This window comes from Lysobacter enzymogenes (assembly GCF_017168095.1).
Taxonomy (GTDB): domain Bacteria; phylum Pseudomonadota; class Gammaproteobacteria; order Xanthomonadales; family Xanthomonadaceae; genus Lysobacter; species Lysobacter enzymogenes_D.
Map to the genome: position 1 here is coordinate 1 of NZ_LXSD01000079.1, position 12303 is coordinate 12303.

At 70.3% G+C, this 12303-nt stretch carries 13 protein-coding genes; 3 read left to right on the forward strand and 10 right to left on the reverse strand.

Translation table 11 applies throughout. The features are described 5' to 3' along the window. The 9 genes from A7A76_RS02245 to A7A76_RS02285 all read right to left on the reverse strand — a co-directional run. On the reverse strand, positions 1 to 237 hold a 237-nt coding region (locus A7A76_RS02245; RefSeq protein ID WP_343225265.1), incomplete at its 3' end, for an aminotransferase class IV. 291 nt (positions 238 to 528) lie between these two features. After that, the gene (fabF, locus tag A7A76_RS02250) at positions 529 to 1782 is read right to left on the reverse strand and encodes a beta-ketoacyl-ACP synthase II (RefSeq protein WP_206409671.1); all 1254 of its coding nucleotides are present in this window, start codon (positions 1780 to 1782) and stop codon (positions 529 to 531) included. 331 nt (positions 1783 to 2113) lie between these two features. Then, positions 2114 to 2353: an acyl carrier protein gene (acpP, locus tag A7A76_RS02255; RefSeq protein WP_031373652.1), complete on the reverse strand. Its 240-nt coding sequence runs from the start codon at positions 2351 to 2353 to the stop codon at positions 2114 to 2116. A 130-nt stretch (positions 2354 to 2483) separates the two neighbouring features. Further along, positions 2484 to 3230: a 3-oxoacyl-ACP reductase FabG gene (gene fabG / locus A7A76_RS02260; RefSeq protein ID WP_206409672.1), complete on the reverse strand. Its 747-nt coding sequence runs from the start codon at positions 3228 to 3230 to the stop codon at positions 2484 to 2486. A gap of 157 nt (positions 3231 to 3387) precedes the next feature. Further along, positions 3388 to 4329, reverse strand: a complete 942-nt coding sequence (fabD, locus tag A7A76_RS02265) for an ACP S-malonyltransferase (RefSeq protein WP_206409673.1) — start codon at positions 4327 to 4329, stop codon at positions 3388 to 3390. Positions 4330 to 4685: 356 nt separating this feature from the next. Next, positions 4686 to 5489 (reverse strand): serine/threonine protein phosphatase, encoded by an 804-nt coding sequence (locus A7A76_RS02270; protein WP_206409674.1) that lies wholly within the window; start codon positions 5487 to 5489, stop codon positions 4686 to 4688. A gap of 103 nt (positions 5490 to 5592) precedes the next feature. Beyond that, positions 5593 to 6573: a beta-ketoacyl-ACP synthase III gene (locus A7A76_RS02275; protein ID WP_074867686.1), complete on the reverse strand. Its 981-nt coding sequence runs from the start codon at positions 6571 to 6573 to the stop codon at positions 5593 to 5595. Between the two features lie 262 nt (positions 6574 to 6835). Further along, on the reverse strand, positions 6836 to 7030 hold the full coding sequence (gene rpmF / locus A7A76_RS02280; protein ID WP_074867689.1) for a 50S ribosomal protein L32: 195 nt from the start codon (positions 7028 to 7030) through the stop codon (positions 6836 to 6838). Between the two features lie 132 nt (positions 7031 to 7162). Further along, entirely contained in the window at positions 7163 to 7687 is a 525-nt protein-coding gene (locus tag A7A76_RS02285) for a YceD family protein (RefSeq protein WP_206409675.1), read from the reverse strand. 157 nt (positions 7688 to 7844) lie between these two features. Here A7A76_RS02285 and A7A76_RS02290 point away from each other — a divergent pair, with 157 nt between their 5' ends. Then, entirely contained in the window at positions 7845 to 8183 is a 339-nt protein-coding gene (locus tag A7A76_RS02290) for a hypothetical protein (protein WP_206409676.1), read from the forward strand. 77 nt (positions 8184 to 8260) lie between these two features. After that, positions 8261 to 8836, forward strand: coding sequence for a Maf family protein (locus A7A76_RS02295; protein WP_206409677.1), 576 nt, complete (start codon positions 8261 to 8263; stop codon positions 8834 to 8836). A 120-nt stretch (positions 8837 to 8956) separates the two neighbouring features. Here the strand turns inward: A7A76_RS02295 and A7A76_RS02300 are convergent, their stop codons facing one another. Next, positions 8957 to 10801 carry a glycosyltransferase family 39 protein gene (locus A7A76_RS02300; protein ID WP_206409678.1) on the reverse strand — a complete coding sequence of 615 codons (1845 nt, stop codon included), beginning with the start codon at positions 10799 to 10801 and terminating at the stop codon, positions 8957 to 8959. A 458-nt stretch (positions 10802 to 11259) separates the two neighbouring features. On the opposite strand from A7A76_RS02300, the gene A7A76_RS02305 reads away from it, so the two are divergent. After that, the gene (locus A7A76_RS02305; RefSeq protein ID WP_206409679.1) at positions 11260 to 12228 is read left to right on the forward strand and encodes an AAA family ATPase; all 969 of its coding nucleotides are present in this window, start codon (positions 11260 to 11262) and stop codon (positions 12226 to 12228) included. The last annotated feature ends 75 nt before the right edge of the window (positions 12229 to 12303 follow it).

A 12303-nucleotide genomic window follows, 5' to 3' on the forward strand; every position in this document is an offset into this window, starting at 1 on the left:
CAGGTCGCCGGCCTCGCTGCGCACGCGCCGCGGGTCCGGCAGCGCCAGGCCCAGGCGCCGGGCGCCGCCGCTCAGCCGCGCCCAATGTGCGTCCCACCACGGCAGCTCGCCGCGGTGCGCGCGCAGGGTTTCGAACAGGGCGTCGCCGTAGGCCTGGCCGCGGTCGAACGCAGGCAACGCGGGGACGCGCTGGTCGCCCTGGAAAAAGCGTGCTTCGGGGAGGTCGTCGAAAGCCATGGCGGCATCCTACGCGGGCCCGCAGGAGCTTGCGCAGTTGTGGAGCCATCCCTGTAGGAGCTGCGCAAGCTGCGAGCAAACGCAGAGGTGTACGCAAGCACAGCCACCGAAGCCCGGCGGCGCGAGCGCTGCTCCCGAAACGACACCGATTGGCCGGGCTTCGGGTGACTGCGCTCGCGTACACCTCTGCGTTGGTCGCAGCTCGCGCAGCTCCTACAAAAAGCCCCGCAAAAACGAAAAAGCCCGCGAAGCCGAAGCTCCGCGGGCCTTCGCATCGACCGTCGCGTCCCGTCAGATCCGCTTGAACACCAGCGTCCCGTTGGTGCCGCCGAAGCCGAACCCGTTCGACACCGCCACATCGATCTTGGCCTCGCGCGCCACGTTCGGCACGTAGTCCAGATCGCAGCCCTCGCCCGCTTCGTCGAGGTTGATGGTCGGCGGGATGATGCCGTCGTGCAGCGCCAGCACCGAGAAGATCGCCTCGGCGCCGCCGGCCGCGCCGAGCAGGTGCCCGGTCATCGACTTGGTCGAGCTGACCATCATCTTGTAGGCGTGATCGCCGAACGCGCGCTTCATCGCCAGGGTCTCGGCGAGGTCGCCGAGCGGGGTCGAGGTGCCGTGCGCGTTGAGGTAGCCGACCTGATCGGCATTGATGCCGGCGTCCTTGAGCGCGGAGACCATGCAGCGCGCCGGGCCTTCGCCGTTCTCGCTCGGCGCGGTCATGTGGAACGCGTCGGAGCTGGCGCCGAAACCGGCCAGTTCGCAGTAGATGCGCGCGCCGCGCGCCTTGGCCCGCTCGTACTCTTCCAGGATCAGGATGCCGGCGCCGTCGCCGAGCACGAAGCCGTCGCGGTCCTTGTCCCACGGCCGCGAGGCGCGGGTCGGATCGTCGTTGCGGGTCGACATCGCCTTCATCGAGCAGAAGCCGCCGACCGAGGTCGGCGAGGAGCCGCGCTCGGCGCCGCCGGCGACCATGACGTCGGCGTCGCCGTACTGGATCATGCGCATCGCCATGCCGATGGAATGGTTCGACGTGGCGCAGGCCGAGACCGCGGAGAAGTTCGGGCCCTTGGCGCCGGTGATCAGCGAGATCTGCCCCGGCAGCATGTTGATGATGGTGCTGGGCACGTAGAACGGCGAGATCTTGCGCGGGCCGCCCTCGTGGTACTTGACGGTCTGCTCTTCGATGCCGAGCAGGCCGCCGATGCCCGAGCCGACCAGCGCGCCGATGCGCTCGGCGTTGGAATCGTCGACGACGATGCCGGCGTCCTGCAGCGCCATCAGCGAGGCGGCGACGCCGTAATGGATGAACTCGTCCATCTTCTTCGCGTCCTTCGTGCTCACCCCGTAGCGGGTGATGTCGAAGTCGCGCACTTCGCCGGCGATGCGGGTGGTGAACGCGGCGGGATCGAAATGGGTGATCGGACCGATGCCGGAGCGGCCGTTGACGATGCCGTCCCAACTGCTGGCGACGTCGTTGCCGAGCGGGGAGACCAGGCCGAGGCCGGTGACGACCACGCGGCGGTTGAAGGAACGGTTGGACATTCAGCCTTACCTCTTGGGGATCAGTCTTGTTTGCAGCGGGTCTTGTTTGCAGCAGGCCTCGTTTGCAGCGGATCGTTCTTGAAACGGGTGCCGCGTGCAAACGGGCGCCGCTCGATGCGGTGCGGACGCAAGAGCGCCGGGCGCGCGCCGCGTGCGGGCCGAAGCGGCCGCCACGCTACGCCGGCGTATCGACGCCCCGGAAAAGCGCGGGGCCGCAATGCGGCCCCGGGTGGTTGCTTGTCGATCCATTGCGATGGTCGTGCGATGGTCGCGCAACGCATGCCGGCGCAGGCCGCGCGCGAGGACTCGTGCGCGGCTGCGTCGCGGCCGATTACGACTTGACGTGCGCCTTGACGTAATCGATGGCCTGCTGCACCGAGGTGATCTTCTCGGCCTCTTCGTCCGGGATCTCGCACTCGAACTCTTCCTCGAGCGCCATCACCAGCTCGACCGTGTCGAGCGAATCCGCGCCGAGGTCGTCGACGAAGGAAGCGTTGTTGGTGACTTCCTCTTCCTTGACGCCAAGCTGTTCGACCACGATCTTCTTGACGCGTTCTTCGATGCTGCTCATGGATGCTGCTCCTCCCGTGAGGGGTTTTTCGATGGGATAGTCTAATGGAATCGGGATGTTTCGCGAGACCGGCCCCCGGCGTCGACGAAACCCCTTTGGGTTCAATCGCTTACTAGCCTACGTCAAGGCCTTACGGCATGTACATGCCACCGTTGACGTGCAGCGTTTCGCCGGTGATGTAGCCGGCCCCGGGGCCGGCCAGGAACGCCACCGCGCGGGCGATGTCGGCCGGTTCGCCGAAGCGGCCCAGCGCGATCTGGTCGAACATGGCCGTCTTCGCGTCCTGCGGCAGGTCGCGGGTCATGTCGGTGTCGATGAATCCGGGCGCGACCACATTGACGGTCACACCGCGGCTGCCGATCTCGCGCGCCAGCGACTTGCTGAAGGCGATCACGCCGGCCTTGGCGGCGGCGTAGTTGGCCTGGCCCGGGTTGCCGGTCACGCCGACCACCGAGGCGATGTTGATGATGCGGCCGCGGCGCGCCTTCATCATCGAGCGCATCACCGCCTTGCTGGTGCGATAGACGCTGGTGAGATTGGTGTCGAGGATGGCCTGCCAGTCCTCGTCCTTCATGCGCATGAGCAGGTTGTCGCGGGTGATGCCGGCGTTGTTGACCAGGATCGAGATCGCGCCGATCTCCTTGGCCACCGCGTCGAGCAGCGACTCGACCGAGGCCGGGTCGGCGACGTTCAGCACCCGGCCGTGGCCGCCGTGCGCGGCCAGGCGTTCGCCGATGGCCTGGGCGCCGGATTCGCTGGTGGCGGTGCCGATCACGGTCGCGCCCTGCGCGGCCAGTTCGTCGGCGATCGCCGCGCCGATGCCGCGGCTGGCGCCGGTGACCAGCGCGATTTCGCCCGAAAGCGGGGTCGTGCTCATTGGTTTCACTCCGTAGTGCTGGCTCGTGGTGGCGCCGCTGCTGTCGACCGCCGCGTCCTGCGACCTCGCCCGCCGGGCACGGGGCCCGGGCGCGGCCAGCCTACAGGCTGAGGCGGCGATTGAGTAGCGCGCTGCGCCCGGTAGTGCGGCGGCGGGTTCAGCGCCAGTCGGACAGGGCGGCGTCGAACTCCGCCGGGGTGCCGATGGCGCGGCCGTCGATGGATTTGTCGATGCGCTTGACCAGGCCGGTCAGCACCTTGCCCGGGCCGCACTCGACGACGCGCTGCGCGCCGTGCGCGGCCAGCGCCTGCACGCAGGCGGTCCAGCGCACCGGCAGGTAGAGCTGGCGCACCAGCGCGTCGCGGATCGCCTCGACGCTGGCGTGGACCTGGGCGTCGACGTTCTGCACCACCGGCAACTGCGGCGCGCGCCAGTCCAGCCCGGCCATGGCTTCGGCCAGGCGGTTGGCGGCTTCGCGCATCAGCGGGGTGTGCGAGGGCACGCTGACGGCCAGCTTGACCGCCTTGCGCACGCCGGCCTCGGCCAGCCGGGTCAGGGCCTTGTCGACCGCCGCGGCATGGCCGCCGATGACGATCTGGCCGGGCGAGTTGTAATTGGCCGGCACCACCACTTCGCTGCCGGACACGGCCTGGCAGATCTCTTCGACCAGGGCGTCCTCGGCGCCGAGCACGGCGGCCATCGCGCCGACGCCGGCCGGCGCCGCGTCCTGCATCAGCTGGCCGCGCAGGCGCACCAGGTGGGCGCCGTCGCGCAGCGACAGCGCGCCGGCGGCGACCAGCGCGGTGTATTCGCCGAGGCTGTGCCCGGCCAGCCGCGCCGGCTGGGCGCCGCCGCGGGCCTGCCACAGCCGCCACATCGCCACGCCTGCGGCGAGCAGCGCCGGCTGGGTGTATTCGGTGCGGTTGAGCATCTCTTCCGGACCGCCCTGGCTCAGCGCCCACAGATCGACGCCGGCGCCGTCGCTGGCTTCGGCGAAGGTCTCGCGCAGACCCGCGTGCAGTTCCGACAGCTCGGCCAGCATGCCCACCGATTGCGAGCCCTGGCCCGGAAAGACGAAAGAAAGTCGCTGATCGCTCACACGCACTGCCGTATCGGTTGGAAGCGCGCATGATACGGGCGAAAAGTGGCGAACGTCTGTACTCGGCGGTACGGCGTCACAGCGCGTCGCAAAGTGACGCGAGCGAGTGTGCGGGATCGGCGGTTTCGGCGTGAGCGGCTGACGATCATTCAAACGTTCGCATGAAAAGGAGACCTCGCTGTAGGAGCTGCGCGAGCTGCGACCGCGAAACCTCGCCTGCGTCGTAAGTGCTGCTTCGCGGTCGCAGCTCGCGCAGCTCCTACAGGGGGATCGCCGGCATCGCGGCGAGGGTGCGGATGCGAAAACGGCCGCGGGTCGCCCCGCGGCCGTCGTTCGCACAGCACTCGCAGCGTGCATCAATCGATGAACTCGGCCACTTCGCGCAGCGAATCGAAATCGCGATCGGGCGCGAAATCCACGCCCAGGCCGATCAGCACCGCGGCCAGCATCCACAGCCACGCCGCGCGGCGCAGCGCCTGCACCGCGCCGCCGAGGCCGCGCGCGCGCCGGCCCAGCCAGCGGGTCAGCGATTGCACGAAGCCGAGCCGGTCGGCGGCGTCGCCGAGGCCGCGTCTCACCTCTTCGGCGCTGCCGCGCAGCGAGTCGGCAATGATCGCGCTGAGCTCCTGGTCGGGGTCGCGGAAGTAACGCGAAGCGCCGGCGGCGAAGATCAGCCAGTCGCGGATCTGCGCCTGCTGCACGGTCATGACTTCGGCCGGGTCTTCCTCGAAATCGATGAAGCCGATGCGGCCGTCGGCGTCGACGGTGAGGTTGCGCGCCAGCGGCTGGCCAATGTAGCCGCCGCGCGCGTGCACCTGCGCCAGCGTGCGCGCGGCCTGGGTCACCAGCCGATAGGCCTGCTCCGGCGTCGAGCGGCGCAGCCGCGCCGACAGGGTTTCGCCGATGTCGCTGAGCAGCAGGTAGGTGTCGCCCTCGCCGAGGATGCTCGGCACGCGCACGTCGACCGCGGCGAGTTCTTGCAGGCGGCGCTGTTCGGTCTGGCGCGCGTCGGCGCCGACCCGGTGCGGCGGCGGCAACAACGACGGCACGCCGAGCCGGCGCGCGGTCAGTTCGAGCGCGCGCAGGCGCAGGCGGCGGCTGCCGCCGCCGTAGGATTTGAGCCAGGCCGTGCGGCCTTGCAGGTTCAGTCGGGTCACCATGACGCGAGTCCTTGTGCGTGGCGCCGCGCGCGGGCCTCCGGCCCGCTGCCCCGATCGGGGCGTGGGACGCCGCTCCGCGCAGGAGCGGCGCCCCTGTAACGAATCAGTAACGCAGCAGCGCCGAACCCCAGGTGAAACCGCCGCCGAACGCCTCAAGCAGCAAAAGCTGGCCGCGCTGCACCTTGCCCGAACGCACCGCCTCGTCCAGCGCCAGCGGCACCGAACCCGACGAGGTGTTGCCGTGCTTGTCGACGGTGACGATCACCCGCTCCATCGGCATGTCCAGGCGCTTGGCCGTGGCCTCGATGATGCGCAGGTTGGCCTGGTGCGGAATCAGCCAGTCGATCTCGTGACGGTCCAGGCCGTTGGCTTCCAGGGTCTCCTCGACCACCGAATCCAGCGCCTTGACCGCGTGCTTGAACACTTCGTTGCCGGTCATCAGCACGCGCACGCCGGCGTTGTGCTCTTCGGGCTTGAAGCCGGCCGAGACGCCGACCGGGTTCCACAGCAGTTCCTTCTTGCCGCCGTCGGCGTGCAGATGGGTGCTGAGGATGCCGGTCTCGCTGTCGGCCTTGAGCACCACCGCGCCGGCGCCGTCGCCGAACAGCACGCAGGTGGAGCGGTCGGTCCAGTCGAGCATGCGGGTCAGGGTTTCCGAGCCCACGACCAGCACGGTCTTGGCCGCCCCGGAACGGATGAACTTGTCGGCCACGGTCAGCGCGTAGACGAAGCCCGAGCAGGCCGCGTTGACGTCGAAGGCCGGGCAGCCGTTGGCGCCCAGGCGGTGCTGCAGCAGGCAGGCGCTGGACGGGAAGATCAGGTCCGGGGTGGTGGTGCCCAGGACGATCAGGTCGATCTCTTCGGGGGTCACGCCGGCGGCTTCGAGCGCGCGCAGCGAGGCCTGGTAAGCCAGGTCGACGGTGGTTTCGCCTTCGGCGGCGACGTGGCGCTGGCGGATGCCGGTGCGGGTCCGGATCCATTCGTCGCTGGTCTCGACGCGCTTGGCCAGCTCGTCGTTGGTCACCACCTGGGCCGGCAGGTAGCTGCCGGTGCCCGCGATACGGGCGTAAATCCGATCTGTCATCACCGCTCCGCGGAATGGCCGGGGCGGCCTGCGCAACGGCGGCGTCGCGAACGCGCGCGCACCCGCAGGCCACCGAGAAACAGGACCGCCAGCGCGAAGCTGGCGGAAGACGAAGCCGCGGCGGCCGCAGGTCTGTTGTCGCACGGACTCGCCGCGGGGGCGGTCCGACCGGTGCCGGCGCGATGGCGGACGCCATCCTCCGCCGGCCCAGATCGCGGCGACGCGCGCCTATGCCAGCGCGCGCCGCGGCGGGCCGGGAGGATTACTCCTCGTCGGCGACGCGCGACTTGGTGTCGATCACCTTCTTGCCGCGGTAGTAGCCGTCGGCGGTGACGTGGTGGCGGATGTGGGTCTCGCCGGTGGTCGGGTCGGTGGCCAGCTGCTTGCTGGTCAGCGCATCGTGCGAACGGCGCTGGCCGCGGCGGGACGGGGTGACGCGGGACTTCTGAACGGCCATGGTCTTGCTCCGGAAAAGCGGTGGAAACCTGAGGTGGATAGCGTAAGCCCGATTAGCAGGACTCGCTCGATGCCTGCAGGTCGGAGTTGGAACTGGGTATTGTGAACCAAACGCGCGGGTTTATCGCTTGGCTCAGTTGTTTTTCTTCAGCGACGACAACACCGCGAACGGGTTGGCGGCGTCCCGCTCGGCCTGGTCGGCCGGCCAGTCGCGCTCGACCGCCTCGTTGCCGGGCGCCATCGGCACCACCGGCACGGCGAGGATCAGCTCGTCCTCGACCAGGTCCGAGGGCTGCAGCATGCCGTCGGCGGGCATCAGCAACGGCTCGTAGCCGGGCGGCAACGCGGCTTCGTCGGCCTCGTCGCGGATCAGCCCGAGGCGCTGGACGATCTGCACCGGCAGCTCGAACCGCTCCAGCGTGCGCTGGCACAGCAACGGCAGGGCGGCGTCGATCTTCAGCTCGGCGTAGGGCGTCTGCAGTTCGTCGGTGTCGAAGTCCAGCGAAAACCGGACTTCGCCGTCGGTGTCGTACAGCAGACCCGCCAGGCGCGACAGCGCCGACAACGGCAGACGGCCTTCCACGCCGCGCCGTGCCGCCACCAGGCGCCAGGCATCCAGGACTTCGGGCACCCGCCCAGATGGCACTTCGGCTGACATAAGCCGCGAAATGGTAGAGACCGCGCGGGGCGCTGTCAAACCATTGTCAAAACGCAAGTCCCGGACCGGCTTGGGATTTGCCCGTGGCGGGCCCGCGCGTGCAGACTGCCGGGCCTCGCCCCCCGCCATCGGCCCGGCCGTGACCCTAGTCCTGTTAATGTTCCTGACTTCGATCGCCGCCGCGGCCGTGATCGCCGCCCTGCTGTACCGGCCGCTGCGCCGGCAGCGCGCGGTACGCGAAGTGCTCGACGCCGCCGACGCGCTGGAGGCGCGCCTGCGCACCGCCCGCGCCGAAATCGAGGCGGTGGCCGGCGACGAGGGCCGCGACCCGGTCGGCGAGGCCATGCGCGAAATGCTGCGCCAGCGCCTGTGGCTGCGCGACCACGGCCGCCAGGCCAGCCTGAACCAGCTCGGCGAGGTCCGCGCCTCGATCGACGCCGCGCGCGGGCGGATCGAGCAGCAACTGGTGCAGATCGAGCAGGCCCGGCTGAACTGAGAAACGAGCGCACAGGAGTGAGGAGCGGGCGAAAGCGCCCGCTCGCTCCTCACTCCCGTGCGCTCACCCCTGCCCTTATGACCCCGCTGATCCTCGCCTCCACCTCCCGCTACCGTCGCGAACTGCTCGGCCGCCTCGGCCTGGCGTTCGACGTCGCGCGCCCCGAAACCGACGAAACCCCGCAGCTGGGCGAAACGCCGGCCAAGCTGGCCAGGCGCCTGGCCGAGGCCAAGGCCGCCGCGGTCGCCGCGCAACGTCCGGACGCCTGGGTGATCGGCTCCGACCAGGTCGCCGAATTCGACGGCCTGCCGATCGGCAAGCCCGGCGGACGCGAGGCCGCGATCGCCCAGCTCGGCGCGATGTCCGGGCGCGAAGTGCGCTTCTGCACCGGGCTGTGCGTGCTGCGCGACGGGCAGGCCGCGTTGAGCGAACTCGACGTCACCGTGGTGCGCTTCCGCGAACTGGGCGCCAGCGAAATCGAGCGCTACGTCGATGCCGAACAGCCGTTCGACTGCGCCGGCAGCTTCAAATCCGAGGGCCTGGGCATCGCCCTGTTCGAGGCGATCGAATCGCGCGACCCGACCGCGCTGATCGGCCTGCCGCTGATCGCCACCGCGCGCCTGCTGCGCCGCGCCGGCTACGCGTTGCCTTGATGGTTGCCCACCTGCAGGAGCGGCGCAAGCCGCGACCGCGATAACTCGATCGCGCCGCAACCGCATTCGCGCGCGCCGCCGCAACTAACGACCGAGCGCTACGCGGCCCCGCCCCATCGCTCAACGCCGACGCAAATCGATCGGCTGCTCCGCCCAATCCTCGACGCTGCCGTCGCGCCCATGCAGGCGCAGGCCCAGCCAATGCCGGCCGGGCGCCTCGGCGTCGAGCTCGACCGTCGCGCCGAACCCCACCCGCGGGTGCTGCGGATCGCTGGAATGGCGACCGTCGCGCAGGCTCCAGTATTCGCGCACGCCGGCGCGCTCCTGGCCGTAATCGGCCTGCGCCACCACCCGGCCGTCGAGCATGATCTCGACCTTGGCCAGGCCCACGCCGTCCTTGAACGCCCAGCCCGAGACCGCGAACGCACCCGGGCCGACCCGCGCGCCGGCGGCGGGCTGATCGATCCAGGCCATCGCCGGCGTGGTGCACTCGCCCTCGCGCCGGGGGCCGTCGAAGGCGAACAGGGCGAAGCGCTGGCGGCCGTGATCGATGTTGAGCATCTGCGGCGGCGGCAGCGGCCCGACCATCGCGCACAGGTCGTGATAGCGCTGCAGCAGGTTCTTGTATTCGACTTCGGTCGCGCCGACCACCAGCAGCACCGGCTGCGCGCCCCAGTCGGCGCGGCCGTCGCGGTGCAGGCCCCACAGCCGCAGCTGCGGCGCGCGGCCGTGCTTGTGGTTGATCGGATGATCGAGCACGGCGATGCGCGGGTCGTCGAGGGCGAAGCCCAGTTCGGCGCCGGCCTTGAAGTTGTCGGCGACCAGGCGCGTGCCCGGCGGCATCGTCTGCAAGCGCTCGCGCACGCCGCGCGCCAGTTCGTCCCAGCCGGCGAAGTTGGCCGGGTACCACTTCTCGCCGGCGCTGCGCGCGCGCAGTTCCGGCCGCGACACCGCCACGTAGTAGCCCAGCATCGCCAGCAGCGCGGCGCCGGCCAGCGCCGCGGTCAAGCCGCGCGCCCACTCCGGCCAGCGCGCCAGCACCATCGGCAACAACGGCAGCAGCGCCATGAAGCCCGGCAGCGGCCAGTGGAAGCTGACCCGCTCGGTGTCGGCGAAGAAGCCGAGCACGAAGAAGCCCAGCACCACCAGGCCGCCGAGCAGGGCGAAATAACGCGTCACCGGCGAGGGATCGCGCGCGCCGCGCCAGCCGGCGACGGCGAGCGCGGCGAACAGCAGCGGCGTGACCAGCAGCGCCTGGATCGCGACGAACCACAAACCGTCGGCATGGAACGCCCAGGGATGGCGATCGACCAACTGGAAGCGCAGGCCAGCATCGGCGTTGTCGAGGTTCCAGGCCACCAGCGGCGCCCAGGCCGAAGCACCGATCGCCGCCGCGGTCAGCACGCGCGCGTCGCGCAGCGCGCGCCGGCCTTCGGGCAGCAACAACAGCACCACGAAGCCCACGCCGATTACGGCGATGAAACGGTAATGGCTGAGCGCGCCCAGCGACAGGCCGGCGGCGAGCTCGACCGCGCTGCGCGCATCGACCTGGCGCAGCAGGCGCGCGCCGGCGTCCAGGCACAGCAGGGTCGCCAGCGCCATCATCGCGTCGGGCAGCGCCAGCAGGCCGAGCGTGCCCGCCAGCGGCAGCAGCAGCGCGTAGCAGCCGGCGATCCAGCCGTTGCGCGCGCCGAACTCGCGCGCGGCCACCCGCGCCAGCAGCCACGGCACCAGCGCGGCGATGGCCAGGAACGGCGCGCGCAAGGCCAGCGTCGAATTGCCGCCCAGTTCCACCCCCAGCCGCGCCAGCCACGCGGTCAGGCCGGGCAGGTCGGAATAGGCCGCGGCCGGATGCCGGCCTTCCTGCCAATAGAAGGCCTCGTCGACGAACAGCGGCAGCTTGGCGGCGACGGCGAGCTTGAGCAGCAGCACCAGCGTCCACAGCGCCCAGAACAGATTGCGCATCGCGCTGGCTTCGTCCCTGTCCCGCATCGGCACCCGACCTCGCTACACTCTGGATCCTGGGGGAACGTCTCGTCTCGTCGCATCGCCAGCGCACTGCGTTTTGTTGACGCTTATCGCAGAAGCGGGTTCCACGGTGCGGGGTCGACGCTCACGAACCTGACAAAAAAGACATCTTCGGCATCGCGCGCTTCAACGCAAGGTTGCGACGCAAGGTTTTGCGCAATCGATCCTGCGTCGCGCACGCGGCACCATCGTGTTGCCGAGGCGGCGTTTTCGCAGTCGCGGCGTTTCAGAACCGCGGCGTATCAAGGCAGGATTTTTTCGCAATCGGGCTTTTCGCCACCACGCCCTTCCGAACCATACGCACGAGCACCACGCTTTCACGCACCACGCTTTCACGCATCACGCTTCCACGCACCACGCTTCCCAACCTCACGCTTTCTACGACGGCAGGCCCGATGAGCGCAGGCAAGACCACCGCAAGCAACGCAACGCACGAAGCGAACATCCTAACCGATGCGCTGCGCGGCGCCCTCGAACAGGCCCAGGCGCAGGTCAACGCGCTGGTGCTCGGCAAGGCGCAGGCGGTGCGGCTGGCCTTCGTCGCGCTGCTCTCCGACGGCCATCTGTTGATCGAGGACTTGCCCGGCCTGGGCAAGACCACCCTCGCCCACGCGCTGGCGGCCACCTTGGGCCTGGAATTCCAGCGCGTGCAGTTCACCTCCGACCTGCTGCCGGCCGACGTGGTCGGGGTGTCGGTGTTCGACCCGACCTCACGCCAGTTCCAGTTCCATCCCGGCCCGGTGTTCACCCAGGTGCTGCTCGCCGACGAGATCAACCGCGCGCCGCCGCGCACGCAAAGCGCGCTGCTGGAGGCGATGGCCGAGCACCAGGTGACCATCGACGGGCGCACCCATCCGCTGCCGGATCCGTTCTTCGTCATCGCCACCCAGAACCCGGTCGACCTGTCGGGCACCTACCCGCTGCCGGATTCGCAGCTCGACCGCTTCCTGCTGCGCCTGCACCTGGGCTACCCGGACGAAGCCGCCGAGCGCGACCTGCTCGCCGGCGCCGACCGCCGCCACCTGATCGCGCAGGCGCGCGCGCTGCTGTCGAGCCAGGACGTGCAGGCGATCCGCCGCGCGGTCGATGCGGTGCAGGTAAGCGAAGCGCTGATCGCCTACGTGCAGGCGCTGCTCGCGCGCAGCCGCAAGCACCCGGGCGTGCGCGTGGGCCTGTCGCCGCGCGCCGGACTGGCGCTGCTGCGCGCCGCGCGCGCCTATGCGCTGCTGCTCGGCCGCAGCCATGTGGTGCCCGAGGACGTGCAGGCGCTGTTCGCCGCGGTCGCCACCCATCGCCTGGTCGCCGAAGCCGACGGCGCGGCCGACCTGGCCAAGTCGATCCTCTACGCCGTGGCGGTGGATTGAGCGCGGCCATGGCCGGCGCCGAGCCGACGCCCGCTTCCGCCGCGCGCGCGCGCTGGCGGCAGTGGCGCGCGCGCC